The organism is Streptomyces sp. ISL-1, assembly GCF_018614585.1.
GTDB lineage: Bacteria > Actinomycetota > Actinomycetes > Streptomycetales > Streptomycetaceae > Streptomyces > Streptomyces maoxianensis.
The window spans coordinates 290,827-307,130 of record NZ_JAGGOI010000032.1; the positions used below are offsets into that span (position 1 = coordinate 290,827).

A 16,304-nucleotide genomic window follows, 5' to 3' on the forward strand; every position below is an offset into this window, starting at 1 on the left:
GCCTCTGCCGACGTGCCGCCGACCGTATACGGGCCGAGCCGCCGCGCATCTTCACCGTCAGTTCCAAGGAGTGAGTTCGTCTGTCGACCGCCATCCTCACCGGTCCGCCGGTACCCGGATCGTCGCTCGAGGGCGATCTGCGGTCGCTGGGCTTCGACGTGCGGGTCGCCTCGGGCGCCCGGGACACCGCGGCGTTGGTCGCGGCGGTGCCGGGCACCGATCGAGTCGCCGTCGTCGACACCCGCTTCGTGGGGCACGTCCACGCCCTGCGGCTGGCGCTGACGGACCCCCGCTTCCCGGCGGCCGCGGTCCCGGGCGCACTGACGGTCCAGCCGGAGGCACGTACTGCTCTGACCCGGGCTCTGTCGGTCGCGGCGAACACAGGGACCCCGTCCGGCCCGGCCGGACCCGCGCCGGCGGGTGCCGCTACCGAGGGTGCCGCGGCCGACGTCGGCCGACCGTCCGGTGCTGCCGCAGAGACAGCGGGTGCCATGGCCGACGCCGGCGACGCCCCGTCGGCTGTCCGTGCCGCGGTACGGACAGCCGACGACAGCGCGGGCGAGGGGACGCCGGTGGGGCCCGACGCGCTCGCCGACGCCCTCGACGCCGACGGCACCGCCGTGCACCGGCCCGAGCTGGGGTCGCTCGTGGCGACCGTGCCCGGTGACCCCCAGGCCCGTAACGAGGCCCGGCAGGCCGTCACCGCCGTCGACGACGAGGACGTACGGCTGCGCTCCGCCGTGAAGGCCCGCGACGGCTTCTTCACCACCTTCTGCGTCAGCCCGTACTCCCGCTATCTCGCCCGCTGGTGCGCGCGGCGCGGACTGACCCCCAACCAGGTCACCACTGCCTCGCTGTTCACCGCGCTGATCGCGGCCGGCGCGGCGGCCACCGGCACCCGCGGCGGCTACATCGCGGCGGGTGTGCTGCTGCTCTTCTCCTTCGTCCTGGACTGCACCGACGGGCAGCTCGCCCGCTACTCGCTGCAGTACTCGACGATGGGCGCCTGGCTGGACGCGACCTTCGACCGCGCCAAGGAGTACGCGTACTACGCCGGTCTCGCCCTCGGCGCCGCCCGCGGCGGCGACGACGTGTGGGCGCTGGCACTCGGCGCGATGGTGCTGCAGACCTGCCGCCATGTCGTGGACTTCTCCTTCAACGAGGCGAACCACGACGCGACGGCCGCTGGTAAATCGGTGACCGGCCGACCCACCGCCGCCCTCTCCGAGAAGCTCGACAGCGTGGGCTGGACGGTCTGGCTGCGCCGCATGATCGTGCTGCCGATCGGCGAGCGCTGGGCCATGATCGCCGTGCTCACGGCCGTGGCCACGCCCCGGATCGTCTTCTACGCACTGCTCATCGGCTGCGCCTTCGCCGCCTGCTACACCACCGCGGGCCGCGTCCTGCGCTCGCTGACCCGCAAGGCCCACAGGACCGACCGCGCGGCCCGGGCGCTCGCCGACCTGACCGACTCGGGCCCGCTCGCCGAGAGCGCCGCGCGTGCCTTCCGGACGGTCGCGGGCAAGCTCCCCGCGTTCGGGCCGTTCGCGGTCGCCCTGGCCGGCGGCGCCGCTCTTGTGGCGAGTGCCACGTTCACCGACTACGGCTCGTTCTGGCCGGTCGTAGCGGCTGTGGCGTATGTCATCACCTCGGGCATGGCCGTCGCCCGCCCCCTCAAGGGCGCGCTCGACTGGCTCGTCCCGCCGGTGTTCCGGGCCGCCGAATACTGCACCGTCCTGGCGCTCGCCGCCCGGGCAGAGGTGAACGGAGCGTTGCCCGCGGCCTTCGGACTGGTGGCGGCCGTCGCCTACCATCACTACGACACGGTGTACCGCATCCGCGGCGGTACGGGGGCGCCCCCGCACTGGCTGGTGCGGGTCATCGGCGGGCAAGAGGGGCGGGTCCTGGCGGTCACGCTGCTGGCCGCCCTGCTCGCCGGCACAGACTTCACCATCGCGCTGACGGCCCTCGCTGTGGTCGTCGCACTCGTAGTGCTTGTGGAGAGCATCCGTTTCTGGGTGTCCTCCGGAGCACCCGCCGTACATGACGAAGGAGAACCCGCATGATCGGCCTTGTACTGGCAGCCGGTGCCGGACGGCGTCTTCGCCCCTACACCGACACGCTCCCGAAGGCCCTCGTGCCCGTCGACGGCGACACCACCGTGCTCGACCTCACCCTTGGGAACTTCGCCGAGATCGGACTCACCGAGGCGGCCATCGTCGTCGGCTACCGCAAGGAAGCCGTCTACGAGCGCAAGGCGGCCCTCGAGGCGAAGTACGGCCTGAAGCTCACCCTCGTCGACAATGACAAGGCCGAGGAGTGGAACAACGCCTACTCCCTGTGGTGCGCCCGTGACGTCATAAAGCAGGGCGTCATCCTCGCCAACGGCGACACCGTGCACCCGGTCTCCGTCGAGCGGACCCTGCTCGCCGCCCGCGGCAACGGCCAGAAGATCATCCTCGCCCTCGACGCGGTGAAGCACCTCGCCGACGAGGAGATGAAGGTCATCACCGCCGAGGGCAAGGGCGTGCAGCGGATCACCAAGCTCATGGACCCGGCCACCGCCACCGGCGAGTACATCGGCGTCACCCTCATCGAGCCCGAGGCCGCCGACGAGCTCGCCGACGCGCTGAAGGCCACCTTCGAGCGCGACCCCGACCTCTACTACGAGGACGGCTACCAGGAGCTCGTGAACCGCGGCTTCACCGTGGACGTGGCCCCCATCGGCGACGTCAAGTGGGTCGAGATCGACAACCACGACGACCTCGCGAAGGGCCGTGAGATCGCGTGCCTGTACTGACCCGACTGATCCCGTCGCCGGTCGTCGTCGACATCGCACGCGGCGCCCTGGACGATCTGGCCGGCCTCCTGGCCGACCAGCGGATCTCCTCCGCCGGCAAGCTCGCGATCGCGATCAGCGGCGGCTCCGGCCAGGCGCTGCGCGAGAAGCTCTCGCCGGTACTGCCGGGCGCCACCTGGTTCGAGGTCGCCGGCGGCACGATCGACTCCGCCGTCAAGCTCGCCGACGACATCAGGGGCAAGCGGTATGACGCCGTGGTCGGCCTCGGCGGCGGCAAGATCATCGATGTCACGAAGTATGCGGCGGCCCGGGTCGGCCTGCCGATGGTGGCTGTCGCGACGAACCTCTCGCACGATGGCATCTGCTCCCCGGTCGCCACGCTGGACAACGACAACGGCCGCGGCTCCTATGGCGTCCCCACCCCCATCGCCATGGTCATCGACCTCGATGTCATCCGTGAGGCGCCGGTCCGCTTCGTACGCTCCGGCATCGGCGAGGCGATCTCCAACATCTCCGCGATCGCGGACTGGGAGCTGTCCCACCGCATCAACGGCGAACCCGTCGACGGCCTCGCCGCCGCCATGGGCCGCACCGCCGGCGAGGCCGTACTGCGCCACCCGGGAGGGGTCGGCGACGACGAGTTCCTCACGGTCCTCGCCGAGGCGCTCGTGCTCTCCGGCATCGCGATGTCGATCAGCGGGGACACCCGCCCCTCGTCCGGCGCCTGCCACGAGATCAGCCACGCCTTCGACCTGCTCTACCCCAAGCGCGCCGCCAGCCACGGCGAGCAGGTCGGCATCGGTGCCGCTTTCGCGATGTACCTGCGGGGTGCGCACGACCAGTCCGGACTCTTCGCCGAGGTGCTGGGCAGGCACGGCCTGCCGGTGCTGCCCGAGGAAATCGGGTTCTCCGTCGACGAGTTCGTCAAGGCCGTGGAGTACGCACCGCAGACCAGACCGGGCCGCTTCACCATCCTGGAGCACCTCGACCTCTCCACCGACCAGATCAGGGACGCGTACGCCGAATATGCCAAGACCATCAGTAGCTGAACTCCGTCCGGTCGTTCACCCCGAGGGGGTCAAGGACCGGCGAAGCGGCGAGCACTGGGGCGGCCGCCTGTACATGCGCGAGATCTCCTTGCGCATCACCCGCCGTCTGGTCACCACCAACGTCACGCCGAACCAGCTGACGTACCTGATGACCATCTGCGGTGTCCTCGCGGCCCCGGCCCTGCTCGTGCCGGGCATCTGGGGCGCCGTCCTCGGCGTCGTGGCGGTCCAGCTCTATCTGCTGCTGGACTGCGTCGACGGCGAGGTCGCCCGCTGGAAGAAGCAGTTCTCGCTCTCCGGCGTGTACCTGGACCGCGTCGGTGCCTACCTGTGCGACGCGGCGGTCCTGGTCGGCTTCGGCCTGCGTGCCGCCGACCTGTGGGGCCCCGGGCCGATCGACTGGCTGTGGGCCTTCCTCGGAACCCTCGCCGCGCTGGGCGCGATCCTGATCAAGGCCGAGACCGACCTGGTCGGAGTCGCCCGCCATCAAGGCGGGCTGCCGCCGGTCAAGGAGGCGGCGGCCGAGCCGCGCTCGTCCGGCATGGCACTGGCCCGCCGGGCCGCCGCCGCGCTGAAGTTCCACCGGCTCGTCCTCGGCATCGAGGCGTCCCTGCTCATCCTGGTGCTCGCCGTCCTGGACGCGATCCAGGGCGGTCTGTTCTTCACGCGCCTCGGCGTCGCCGTGCTTGCCGGCATCGCGCTGCTCCAGACGGTGCTGCACCTGGTGTCCATCCTGGCTTCCAGCAGGCTCAAGTGACAGCGTTCTCGCCGGGGACGACACCCGAACCCCCGACGCCGCTGAAGCTCGGCGCGGTCATCATCACGATGGGCAACCGGCCGGACGAGCTGCGTGCACTCCTCGACTCGGTCGCGAAGCAGGACGGCGACCCGATCGAGGTGGTCGTGGTCGGCAACGGTGCCCCGGTGATCGATGTCCCCGACGGCGTACGCACCGTGAACCTGCCCGACAACCTGGGCATCCCCGGCGGCCGCAACGTCGGCATCGAGGCCTTCGGCCCGTCCGGCTCCGGCGTCGACGCGCTGCTCTTCCTCGACGACGACGGTCTGCTGCCCTGCAGCGACACGGGCGAGCTGGTGCGTGAGGCCTTCGCGGCCGATCCCGGGCTGGGCATCATCAGCTTCCGGATCGCCGACCCGGAAACCGGGCTCACCCAGCGCCGCCACGTCCCGCGGCTGCGCGCCTCCGACCCGCTGCGCTCCTCGCGGGTGACGACTTTCCTCGGCGGCGCCAACGCCGTGCGTACGACGGTGCTCGCCGAGGTCGGCGCACTGCCCGACGAATTCTTCTACGCCCATGAGGAGACGGACCTCGCCTGGCGGGCGCTGGACGCCGGCTGGGCGATCGACTACCGCGCGGACATGGTCCTCTTCCACCCGACGATGCCGCCGTCCCGGCACGCGGTCTACCACCGGATGGTGGCCCGCAACCGGGTCTGGCTCGCCCGCCGCAATCTGCCCGCGCCCCTGGTCCCCGTCTACATCGGTGTCTGGGTGCTGCTCACACTGGCCCGGCGCCCCTCGCTGCCTGCCCTGAAGGCGTGGTTCGGCGGCTTCAAGGAGGGCTGGCGGACGCCCTGCGGTCCGCGCCGTCCGATGAAATGGCGTACGGTATGGCGGCTCACCCGACTGGGCCGACCTCCTGTCATCTGACAAGCTCGGTTCTGAGAAAATCGGGCGTACCTCCGGGACCTGGCCGCCACCTGAGAGCCCTACTGCCGCGCATCTTGAACACGAAAGTTTCAACTTGTGAGTGACACGACCCAAGACGGTGCGATCGCGACCAGCGTTCGCCCGTCGCCCGACGACGGTCTGACCCCGGCGGAGCTGGCCGCCAAGTACGGCCTGTCGGTGAGCGGTGCCCGACCGGGGCTGGCCGAGTACATCCGGCAGCTCTGGGGCCGGCGCCACTTCATCCTGGCCTTCTCGCAGGCAAAGCTGACGGCCCAGTACAGCCAGGCGAAGCTCGGCCAGCTGTGGCAGGTGGCGACGCCACTGCTCAACGCGCTGGTCTACTACTTGATCTTCGGGCTCATCCTGGGGACCCGGGAAGGGATCCCCAACGAGGTCTTCGTCCCGTTCCTGGTGACCGGCGTCTTCGTCTTCACCTTCACCCAGAGCTCGGTGATGGCGGGCGTCCGCGCTATCTCGGGCAACCTCGGTCTCGTCCGCGCGCTGCACTTCCCACGCGCCGCCCTGCCCATCTCCTTCGCGTTGCAGCAGCTCCAGCAGCTGCTGTTCTCGATGCTGGTGCTGTTCCTGATCGCGATCGGCTTCGGCAGCTACCCGAAGCTTTCCTGGCTGCTGATCCTTCCCGCGCTGGCACTGCAGTTCGTGTTCAACACCGGCATGGCGATGATCATGGCCCGTCTTGGCAGCAAGACGCCCGACCTCGCCCAGCTGATGCCGTTCATCATGCGGACCTGGATGTATGCGTCCGGCGTCATGTTCTCCATCCCGATGATGCTCAAGGACAAGCCGGCCTGGATCGCCGATGTCCTGCAGTGGAACCCGGCGGCCATCTACATGGACCTCATCCGGTTCGCGCTGATCGACGGTTATGGCACCGAGAACCTGCCTCCGCACATCTGGGCCTTCGCGCTCGGCTGGGCGATCCTTTTCGGCATCGCCGGGTTCGTGTACTTCTGGAAGGCTGAGGAACGGTACGGCCGTGGCTGATCTCGAAAAGAACGACAAGAGAGCCGACGATGGCGCCCGCGTTCCCACCGTCATCGCCGACGATGTGCACATCGTGTACCGCGTGCTCGGCGGCAGCGGTGGCAGGGGCAGCGCCACCGCCGCGCTGAGCCGGATCGTGCGGCGGGACAAGGGCGAGTCCCGCGGTGTCCGCAAGGTGCACGCCGTACGCGGCGTCTCCTTCACCGCGTACCGCGGCGAGGCGATCGGTCTGATCGGCACCAACGGCTCCGGCAAATCGACCTTGCTGCGCGCCATAGCGGGTCTGCTGCCGACGGAGAGCGGCAAGGTCTACACCGACGGCCAGCCCTCGCTGCTCGGCGTGAACGCCGCGCTGATGGGCGATCTGACCGGTGAGCGCAATGTCATCCTCGGCGGTCTGGCCATGGGCATGACCCGTGAAGAGGTCCGCGAGCGCTACCAGGGGATCGTGGACTTCTCCGGGATCAACGAGAAGGGCGACTTCATCACCCTTCCGATGCGCACCTACTCCTCCGGCATGGGGGCCAGGCTCCGCTTCTCCATCGCCGCGGCCAAGGATCACGACGTCCTGATGATCGACGAGGCGCTGGCCACCGGTGACCGGAAGTTCCAGAAGCGCTCCGAACAGCGCATCCGTGAGCTGCGCAAGGAGGCCGGAACGGTCTTCCTGGTCAGCCACAGCAACAGCTCGATCAGGGACACCTGCGACCGCGTCCTGTGGCTGGAAAAGGGCGAGCTGCTGATGGACGGCCCGACCGACGAGGTCATCAAGGCGTACGAGAAGGAAACCGGCAGGTAGCCCGCAGCCGGTCAAAGAGGCCCCCGCCGTGGCATCCGTATCCGGGCGGGGGTCTTCTGCGTCTCCGGAGAGGGTAGCGGCGTCCTCGGCGCGGCACCGGCGATCCGGCAAGGACCGCCGGACCGTCGGATCTCCGGATCTCCGGATCGTCGGACCGTCGGGCCGTCAAAAAGGGTCAATTCCCGCGGTTCGGGGGAAGGTTGGCGCGGATTGGAGTGTTCTTGTAATGCGCGCAACACCCTGGCGTATCACTGGGCGTTGTACAACGTAAGCTGTACCAGTGCTGAATCGCGGCAAGTGGGGCGATACCCCCTAGGCATCCCGTCCGCCAGGCGGTCCCCCCTTCAGTCGGGAGGGACCGGCGGCGTGTCCGAAATAGGATGTATTGGGTCGGCAGGGGTCGGCAGTGTAGAACGGGAGATGTGACGGCAATGACGGAAAATCTCCAGCTCTGTGAGGCTTTCGCCGTCCCCGCGCCGGGCAGTCACGCATGACTGGCACCCGGCAGGCGCGCCGCGAGGCTCCCGCGCGCGCCACCCTCGACAAGGCATCCGACGAGAACTTCCCGGTTGCCCCCTTCTTCCTGCCGCGAGCCTGGCGCGATGACCTGATGGCGGTGTACGGCTACGCCCGCCTCGTCGACGACATCGGCGACGGTGACCTCGCGCCCGGCGGCGGCGACGCCCGCCACCTCGGCGTCGACCCCGCGCAGGCCGACGACCGGCTCGCGATGCTCGACGCCTTCGAGGCCGATCTGCGCCGGGTCTTCGCCGCCGACGACGAACCGCGCCATCCCCTGCTGCACGCCCTCCAGCCGACCGTGCGCCGCCGCTCGCTCACCCCCGAGCCCTTCCTCGGCCTGATCGAGGCCAACCGCCAGGACCAGTTGGTGGGGCGCTACAAGACGTACGACGAACTCCTCGCGTACTGCGAACTGTCCGCCAACCCCGTCGGCCGCCTGGTGCTGCAGATCACGGGGACCGTAAGCCCCGAGCGAGTCCGCCGCTCCGACGCCGTCTGCACCGCCCTCCAGATCGTCGAGCACCTCCAGGACGTGGCCGAGGACCTGGGGCGCGACCGGATCTATCTCCCCGCCGAGGACATGCGCCGCTTCCATGTCACCGAGGCCGATCTGGCCGCCAGGACCGGGAGCGCGGCGGTGCGCTCGCTTCTCGCGTACGAAGCCGAACGCGCACGGCAGCTGCTGAATGAGGGCACCTCCCTGGTGGGCAGCGTCCACGGCAGGCTGCGCCTGCTGCTCGCCGGGTTCGTCGGCGGGGGGCGCGCGGCCCTCACCGCGATCGAGGCCGCCGGACACGACGTCCTGACCGGACCGCCCAAGCCCGCCAAGGCGCAGCTGCTGCGCGAGGTGGGAGCTGTCTTGCGAAGAGCGCGTAGAGAGGGGTGAGCCGGACGATGGAGGGACCGACGGAGGTGCCCGCGCCGGTGCAGGCCGCGTACAGCTACTGCGAGGCCGTCACCGGGCGGCAGGCGCGCAATTTCGCCTACGGGATCAGGCTGCTGCCGACCGACAAGCGACAGGCCATGTCGGCGCTGTACTCGTTCTCCCGCCGGGTCGACGACATCGGCGACGGGAGCCTCGCCCCGGAGGCCAAGCGGGACCGGCTCGAGAGGACGCGGGAACTGCTGGAGCGGATCCGCCGGGGCGCGGTCGACGAGGACGACATCGACCCGGTCGCGGTCGCGCTCGCGGACGCGGCGCGACGGTTTCCGCTTCCGCTCGGCGGGCTCGACGAGCTCATCGACGGCGTGCTGATGGACGTACGCGGCGAGACCTATGAGACCTGGGACGAACTCAAGACGTACTGCCGGTGTGTCGCGGGCGCGATCGGGCGGCTCTCGCTCGGCGTGTTCGGCACCCAGCCCGGCGCGCGCGGCGCCGAACGCGCCTCCGAGTACGCCGACACGCTGGGACTCGCTCTCCAACTCACCAACATCCTCAGGGACGTTCGCGAGGACGCGGTCAACGGCCGCACCTATCTGCCCGCCGACGACCTCGCCAAGTTCGGCTGTACCGCGGGCTTCTACAGCACCACCCCGCCGGCCGGCTCCGACTTCGCCGGCCTTGTGCACTTCGAGGTACGCCGCGCCCGCGCGCTGTTCGCCGAGGGCTACCGGCTGCTGCCGATGCTCGACCGGCGAAGCGGCGCCTGCGTCGCCGCGATGGCCGGCATCTACCGACGTCTTCTCGACCGCATCGAACGCGACCCCGAGGCTGTGCTGCGCGGCCGCGTGTCGCTCCCCGGACGCGAGAAGGCGTACGTCGCCGTACGCGGGCTTTCCGGACTCGACGCGCGGCATGTCACCCGGCAGAAACTCAGGGGGCGTGCCTGATGCGGGCGAACGCGGAGAACCGGTGGGCAACCCTCCGGTGCGCCGTCGCGTCCCAGACTGCAACGGCCCGAGGGGAGGTCGCATGAGGGACGACGACATGGGGTCCAGGCACGCGGTGGTGGTCGGCGGAGGACTCGCCGGAGTCACCGCGGCGCTGCAACTTGCCGACGCGGGAGTCGGCGTCACCCTCCTCGAAGGCCGGCCTCGGCTGGGCGGTCTCGCCTTCTCCTTCCGCCGCAATGACCTCACCGTCGACAACGGCCAGCATGTCTATCTGCGCTGCTGCACCGCCTACCGCTGGTTCCTCGACCGGGTGGACGGAGCTCATCTCGCCCCGCTGCAGGACCGGTTGGACGTGCCCGTACTGGACGTGGCACCGGCGCGCGGACCGCGTCTGGGACGGCTGCGCCGCACCGCGCTGCCCGTACCGCTGCACCTCGCCGCAGGACTCGCCACCTATCCGCACCTCTCACTCGCCGAACGGGCGTCCGTCGGGCGCGCCGCACTGGCTCTCGGCAAGCTGGACCCGGCCGACCCGGCGCTGGACGGCATCGACTTCGCCACCTGGCTGGGCCGTCACGGCCAGTCGCGGCGTACCGTCGAAGCCCTCTGGGACCTGGTCGGGGTGGCGACGCTGAACGCAACCGCGTCGAACGCCTCGATGGGCCTGGCCGCCATGGTCTTCAAGACCGGACTGCTCTCCGAGCCGGGCGCCGCCGACATCGGCTGGGCGCGAGTGCCGCTCGGGGACCTGCACGACACGCTGGCCCGCAAGGCACTCGACTCGGCCGGTGTACGCACCGAGCTCTCGACCCGCGTACGGCGCATCTCCCGTGCAGGCCTGGGGCGTTGGGAGGTCGAGGTGGTAGGCGAGCGACTGGAGGCGGACACGGTCGTCCTGGCCGTACCGCAGCGTGAGGCCCATGCGCTGCTGCCCCAGGGGGCCCTGGACGACCCCGACCGGCTGCTCGACATCGGCACCGCGCCGATCCTCAACATCCATGTCCTGTACGACCGCAAGGTGCTGCGCCGTCCCTTCTTCGCCGCGCTCGGCACCCCGGTCCAGTGGGTCTTCGACCGCACCGAGGCATCCGGACTGCAAGTCGGCCAGTACCTGGCGCTGTCCCAGTCCGCCGCCCAGGACGAGATCGATGCGCCCGTCGCCGTACTGCGCGAGCGGTATCTGCCCGAGCTGGAGCGACTGTTGCCCGCCGCGCGAGGCGCCACGGTGAGCGATTTCTTCGTCACCCGGGAGCGGACGGCGACCTTCGCCCCGGCCCCGGGCGTCGGCCGGCTGAGGCCGGGTGCGCGCACCCGGGCCCCCGGCCTGTACCTTGCGGGCTCGTGGACCGCCACCGGGTGGCCCGCGACCATGGAGAGCGCCGTACGCAGCGGCTTCAGTGCCGCCGGCGCCGCACTCTCCGCGCTCGGCCGCCACCATGAACATCCGCTCAAGGAGGCGGCGTGAGCTTCAGTACTGGAACAAGAGGAGAGACCGTGCCGACTGTGCCCTCGGCGAGCCCGGCTGATGACACCGCAACGGGAGTCGACATCGTCGCTCTGCTGGAGCGTGGGCGGACCATGTCCACCCCTGTGCTGCGCGCAGCCGTGGACCGGCTCGCGCCGCCCATGAACACCGTCGCCGCCTACCACTTCGGCTGGATCGACGCGCAAGGAAGGCCCGCCGACGGGGACGGCGGCAAGGCCGTGCGCCCCGCGCTCGCGCTGCTGTCCGCCGAGGCCGCAGGCGCCGCCCCCGAGGTCGGTATCCCCGGCGCGGTGGCCGTGGAGCTGGTGCACAACTTCTCGCTGCTGCACGACGACCTGATGGACGGCGACGAGCAGCGCCGCCACCGCGACACCGTATGGAAGGTGCACGGACCGGCCCAGGCGATCCTCGTCGGCGACGCGCTGTTCGCACTCGCGGGCGAGGTTTTGCTGGAGCTCGGGACCGTCGAGGCGGGCCGCGCGACGCGCCGGCTGACCACCGCCACGCGCAAGCTCATCGACGGCCAGGCCCAGGACATCTCCTACGAGCACCGCGAGCGGGTCACCGTCGAGGAGTGCCTGGAGATGGAGGGCAACAAGACCGGCGCTCTGCTCGCCTGCGCCGTCTCCATCGGCGCGGTGCTCGGCGGGGCGGACGACCGTACGGCCGACACGCTGGAGGCGTACGGATACCACCTCGGGCTCGCATTCCAGGCCGTCGACGATCTGCTGGGCATCTGGGGCGACCCGGAGTCCACCGGCAAGCAGACCTGGAGCGATCTGCGCCAGCGCAAGAAGTCCCTTCCGGTCGTCGCCGCGCTCGCCGCGGGCGGTCCGGCCTCAAAGCGCCTCGGAGAGCTGCTCGCCGCCGACGCAAAGAGCAATGACTTCGACAGCTTCTCCGAGGAAGAATTCGCCACCAGAGCCGCCCTGATCGAAGAAGCGGGCGGCCGCGAATGGACCTCGCAGGAGGCCCGCAGGCAGCATGCCGTCGCGATCGAGGCCCTGGACCGCGTCGACATGCCGGGACAGGTACGGGCGCAGCTCGTCGCGCTCGCGGACTTCGTCGTCGTACGAAAGAGATGATCGCCATCGCCCGTATGCGCGTGTCTTCTGGGGGCTAGCCCCCAGGCCCCGAGCAGTCGCCGGCCGGTGCACGGGAAACCGGGCGCCGGCCGACGTCAGACCCCAGCACAGCAGAGAACCACTGCAACGAAGGGGAAGCCATGACAGCGACGACCGACGGAAGCAGCGGGCCCGTGGGGGCCGGCGCAGCCGCGGCCAGTAGAGCAACCGACACTCATCCCGCCGAGCGCCCCGCCGCGCGCGACGTCCTCGAAGCCGCCGGACGGGCCGCACAACGCTCCGTCGAGCATCTGCTCGGTCGCCAGGACGCCCAGGGCTGGTGGAAGGGCGACCTCGAGACCAATGTGACGATGGACGCCGAGGATCTGCTGCTCCGTCAGTTTCTCGGTATCCAGGATCCGCGGACCACCGAGGCAGCCGCCCGCTTCATCCGGGGCGAGCAGCGCGAGGACGGCACCTGGGCCACCTTCTACGGCGGGCCCGGCGAACTCTCCACCACCATCGAGGCCTACGTCGGGCTGCGGCTGGCCGGTGACCTGCCGGACGATCCGCACATGGCGCGCGCCTCCGCCTGGATCAGGGAACGGGGCGGCATCGCGGCGAGCCGGGTCTTCACCCGGATCTGGCTGGCGCTGTTCGGCTGGTGGAAGTGGGACGACCTCCCCGAACTGCCGCCCGAACTGATCTTCCTGCCCAAGTGGTTCCCGCTGAACATCTACGATTTCGGCTGCTGGGCGCGCCAGACCATTGTGCCGCTGACCGTCGTCTCGGCGAAGCGGCCGGTGCGCCCCGCGCCCTTCGCGCTCGACGAGCTGCACACCGACGCGCGGCTGCCGAACCCGCCCAAGCCTCTTGCCGCCGCGGCCAGTTGGGACGGATTCTTCCAGCGCGCCGACAAGGCGCTGCACCTCTATCACAAGGTCGCACCGCGCCGACTGCGCAAAGCGGCCATGAATGCCGCGGCGCGCTGGATCATCGAGCGCCAGGAGAACGACGGGTGCTGGGGCGGCATCCAGCCGCCGGCCGTCTACTCCGTGATCGCACTGCATCTGCTCGGCTACGACCTTCAGCACCCCGTGATGCGGGCCGGTCTCGAGTCGCTCGACCGGTTCGCATTATGGCGCGAGGACGGCGCGCGGATGATCGAGGCCTGCCAGTCGCCCGTCTGGGACACCTGCCTGGCCACCATCGCCCTTGCCGACGCCGGGCTGCCGGCGGATCACCCGGCGCTGGTCAAGGCCGCCGACTGGATGCTGGCCGAGGAGATCGTACGGCCCGGCGACTGGGCCGTACGCAGGCCCCAACTGTCCCCCAGCGGCTGGGCGTTCGAGTTCCACAACGACTACTACCCGGACATCGACGACACGGCCGAGGTGATCCTCGCCCTGCGACGGGTCAAGCACCCCGATCCGCACGCTGTCGACGCGGCGGTCGCGCGGGCCGGCGGCTGGACCCTCGGGATGCAGTCCAGGAACGGAGCCTGGGCCGCGTTCGACGCCGACAACACCAGTGCTTTTCCCAACCGGTTGCCGTTCTGCGACTTCGGCGAGGTCATCGACCCGCCGTCGGCCGACGTCACCGGGCATGTCGTCGAGATGCTGGCCTACGAGGGCAGGGCCCAGCACCCCCGCACCCGGCGCGGCGTCGAGTGGCTGCTCGCCGAACAGGAGCCGAACGGCGCCTGGTTCGGGCGCTGGGGTGTCAACTACGTATACGGAACGGGGTCGGTGGTTCCCGCGCTGACCGCGGCCGGGCTGCCGCTCTCGCACCCCGCGATCCGCCGGGCCGTGCGCTGGCTCGAATCCGTCCAGAACGACGACGGCGGATGGGGCGAGGACCTGCGCTCGTACCGCGAGGAGCAGTGGATCGGCCACGGCGCCTCCACCGCCTCGCAGACCGCGTGGGCCCTGCTCGCGCTGCTCGCGGCGGGGGAGCGGGAGAGCAAGTCGGTCGAGCGGGGCGTGGCCTGGCTCGCCGAGACTCAGCAGGCGGACGGGTCCTGGGACGAGCCGTACTTCACCGGCACGGGCTTCCCCTGGGACTTCTCCATCAACTACCACCTCTACCGGCAGGTCTTCCCGCTCACGGCTCTGGGCCGCTATGTGCACGGTGAGCCGTTCGCGCTCCGCGCGGGCAGCCGCGAGGGGGGCTGATGGAAGGATCCCCGGAACCGTCGCCAGGCTCCGCCGCGCCGCTGCTGATCGCCTGTGCGCTCGGCATCGAGAAGCTCGCCCTGCGCGGCGGCGACCGCAGTGGCGCACTCGGCCCGGTGACGGTGCTCCGTACCGGCATGGGGCCGCAGAACGCGGAGCGTGCCGTGCTGGCCGCATTGGGCGGTGACGGGCCGTTGCGGAACGCGGCGGTCGTCGCCTCCGGTTTCTGCGCCGGGCTCGCTCCCGGGATGCACCCCGGGGACCTGGTCGTCGCGGACGAGACCCGGCACGCCGCCGGCGCCACGGCCTGTACAGATCCGGAACTGATGGTCAAGGCGGTGGCCAGGGCCGTGCCCGGACGCACCGTGCACACCGGGCCGCTGATCGGGTCCGACCATGTGGTGCACGGTCACGAGCGGGCCGACCTGCGCGCCACCGGGGCGATCGCCGTGGACATGGAGTCCGCGGCCACGCTCCGCGGCGCTGTGAGTGCCGGGCCCCGCCCGGTTGCGGCCGTCCGGGTGGTCGTGGACGCTCCGGAGCATGAGCTGGTCCGTATTGGCACGGTGCGCGGTGGAATATCAGCCTTCCGAGTTCTTCGCGCTGTCCTTCCTGCATTCTTTGAATGGCACCGTTCTTTGCTGCTCCCCAGGAGGTGAGCTAGATGGCCATGCCGCTCCGTCAGACCATCAGGGTCGGGACGTACCTCTTTGAACAGAAGCTCCGCAAGCGTGAGAAGTTCCCGCTCATCGTCGAGCTGGAGCCCCTCTTCGCCTGCAATCTGAAGTGCGAGGGCTGCGGGAAGATCCAGCACCCGGCCGGAGTCCTGAAGCAGCGCATGCCGGTCGCTCAGGCGGTGGGGGCTGTGCTCGAGTCAGGGGCGCCGATGGTCTCCATCGCGGGCGGCGAGCCGCTGATGCACCCTCAGATCGATGAGATCGTCCGGCAGTTGGTCGCCAAGAGAAAGTATGTGTTCCTCTGCACCAACGCCATGCTGCTGCGGAAGAAGATCGAGGAGTTCACCCCTTCTCGCTTCTTCGCCTTTGCCGTGCACATCGACGGACTGCGCGAGCGGCATGACGAATCGGTCGCCAAGGAAGGGGTGTTCGACGAGGCGGTGGAGGCGATCAAGGAGGCCAAGCGGCGCGGCTTCCGGGTCACCACCAATTCGACGTTCTTCAACACCGACACCCCGCAGACGGTCATCGAGGTGCTCAACTACCTCAATGACGACCTGAAGGTGGACGAGATGATGATCTCGCCCGCTTACGCCTACGAGAAGGCGCCCGACCAGGAGCACTTCCTCGGCGTGGAACAGACCCGCGAGCTCTTCAAGAAGTCCTTCGCTGGCGGCAACCGGCGGCGCTGGCGGCTCAACCACTCGCCGCTCTTCCTCGACTTCCTCGAGGGCAAGGCCGACTTCCCGTGCACGGCGTGGGCGATCCCCAACTACTCGCTCTTCGGCTGGCAGCGCCCCTGCTATCTGATGGCCGACGGATACGTCCCCACCTACCGGGAGCTCATCGAGGAGACCGACTGGAGCAAGTACGGCCGCGGCAAGGACCCGCGCTGCGCCAACTGCATGGCGCACTGCGGCTACGAACCCACCGCCGTCCTCGCCACCATGGGCTCCCTCAAGGAGTCCCTCAGGGCGGCGCGTGACACCGTCTCGGGAAGCCGCGGGTGACGTGATGTACCAAGGAGAGCCGGTCGCACTGGGGCTCCCCGAGCTGCCGGCCCGGCCGATCGCGATACGCCGCACCTCGCGGCGTATCCAGGTCGGTTCGGTGGCTGTCGGCGGGGACGCGCCGGTGTCGGTGCAGTCGATGACGACCACGCGGACCTGCGACATCGCCGCGACGCTGCAGCAGATCGCG

15 protein-coding genes are annotated in these 16,304 nt (G+C 70.1%); all 15 read left to right on the forward strand.

The features are described 5' to 3' along the window. The first annotated feature begins 80 nt into the window (after positions 1 to 80). Positions 81 to 2,066: a DUF5941 domain-containing protein gene (locus J7E87_RS24200; protein ID WP_215096636.1), complete on the forward strand. Its 1,986-nt coding sequence runs from the start codon at positions 81 to 83 to the stop codon at positions 2,064 to 2,066. Then, entirely contained in the window at positions 2,063 to 2,800 is a 738-nt protein-coding gene (locus J7E87_RS24205; RefSeq protein WP_215096588.1) for a sugar phosphate nucleotidyltransferase, read from the forward strand. The genes J7E87_RS24200 and J7E87_RS24205 overlap by 4 nt, the downstream gene beginning before the upstream one ends. Then, entirely contained in the window at positions 2,788 to 3,849 is a 1,062-nt protein-coding gene (locus tag J7E87_RS24210; protein ID WP_215096589.1) for an iron-containing alcohol dehydrogenase family protein, read from the forward strand. Before J7E87_RS24205 ends, J7E87_RS24210 begins: the two co-directional genes overlap by 13 nt. Continuing rightward, positions 3,827 to 4,606: a CDP-alcohol phosphatidyltransferase family protein gene (locus tag J7E87_RS24215; RefSeq protein WP_215096590.1), complete on the forward strand. Its 780-nt coding sequence runs from the start codon at positions 3,827 to 3,829 to the stop codon at positions 4,604 to 4,606. The genes J7E87_RS24210 and J7E87_RS24215 overlap by 23 nt, the downstream gene beginning before the upstream one ends. Positions 4,607 to 4,674: 68 nt before the next feature. After that, positions 4,675 to 5,520 carry a glycosyltransferase family 2 protein gene (locus tag J7E87_RS24220; protein ID WP_215096637.1) on the forward strand — a complete coding sequence of 282 codons (846 nt, stop codon included), beginning with the start codon at positions 4,675 to 4,677 and terminating at the stop codon, positions 5,518 to 5,520. Between the two features lie 96 nt (positions 5,521 to 5,616). Next, a complete protein-coding gene (locus J7E87_RS24225) occupies positions 5,617 to 6,546 on the forward strand; it encodes an ABC transporter permease (RefSeq protein WP_215096591.1) in 930 nt (309 codons plus the stop codon). Continuing rightward, a complete protein-coding gene (locus J7E87_RS24230) occupies positions 6,539 to 7,345 on the forward strand; it encodes an ABC transporter ATP-binding protein (RefSeq protein ID WP_215096592.1) in 807 nt (268 codons plus the stop codon). The genes J7E87_RS24225 and J7E87_RS24230 overlap by 8 nt, the downstream gene beginning before the upstream one ends. A gap of 490 nt (positions 7,346 to 7,835) precedes the next feature. Then, positions 7,836 to 8,753 carry a squalene synthase HpnC gene (hpnC, locus tag J7E87_RS24235; RefSeq protein WP_215096593.1) on the forward strand — a complete coding sequence of 306 codons (918 nt, stop codon included), beginning with the start codon at positions 7,836 to 7,838 and terminating at the stop codon, positions 8,751 to 8,753. Positions 8,754 to 8,761: 8 nt separating this feature from the next. Continuing rightward, positions 8,762 to 9,700: a presqualene diphosphate synthase HpnD gene (gene hpnD / locus J7E87_RS24240; protein WP_251017899.1), complete on the forward strand. Its 939-nt coding sequence runs from the start codon at positions 8,762 to 8,764 to the stop codon at positions 9,698 to 9,700. 82 nt (positions 9,701 to 9,782) lie between these two features. Next, a complete protein-coding gene (gene hpnE, locus J7E87_RS24245) occupies positions 9,783 to 11,168 on the forward strand; it encodes a hydroxysqualene dehydroxylase HpnE (RefSeq protein WP_215096595.1) in 1,386 nt (461 codons plus the stop codon). Between the two features lie 38 nt (positions 11,169 to 11,206). After that, positions 11,207 to 12,274 (forward strand): polyprenyl synthetase family protein, encoded by a 1,068-nt coding sequence (locus J7E87_RS24250; protein WP_374195221.1) that lies wholly within the window; start codon positions 11,207 to 11,209, stop codon positions 12,272 to 12,274. A gap of 140 nt (positions 12,275 to 12,414) precedes the next feature. Continuing rightward, positions 12,415 to 14,427, forward strand: coding sequence for a squalene--hopene cyclase (gene shc, locus J7E87_RS24255; RefSeq protein WP_215096597.1), 2,013 nt, complete (start codon positions 12,415 to 12,417; stop codon positions 14,425 to 14,427). Next, positions 14,427 to 15,086 (forward strand): 1-hydroxy-2-methyl-2-butenyl 4-diphosphate reductase, encoded by a 660-nt coding sequence (locus J7E87_RS24260; protein WP_215096598.1) that lies wholly within the window; start codon positions 14,427 to 14,429, stop codon positions 15,084 to 15,086. Before shc ends, J7E87_RS24260 begins: the two co-directional genes overlap by 1 nt. Positions 15,087 to 15,091: 5 nt before the next feature. Beyond that, positions 15,092 to 16,114, forward strand: a complete 1,023-nt coding sequence (hpnH, locus tag J7E87_RS24265; RefSeq protein WP_215096599.1) for an adenosyl-hopene transferase HpnH — start codon at positions 15,092 to 15,094, stop codon at positions 16,112 to 16,114. A 4-nt stretch (positions 16,115 to 16,118) separates the two neighbouring features. Further along, positions 16,119 to 16,304: flavodoxin-dependent (E)-4-hydroxy-3-methylbut-2-enyl-diphosphate synthase (locus tag J7E87_RS24270; RefSeq protein ID WP_215096600.1), on the forward strand; the 186-nt coding region annotated here is incomplete at its 3' end.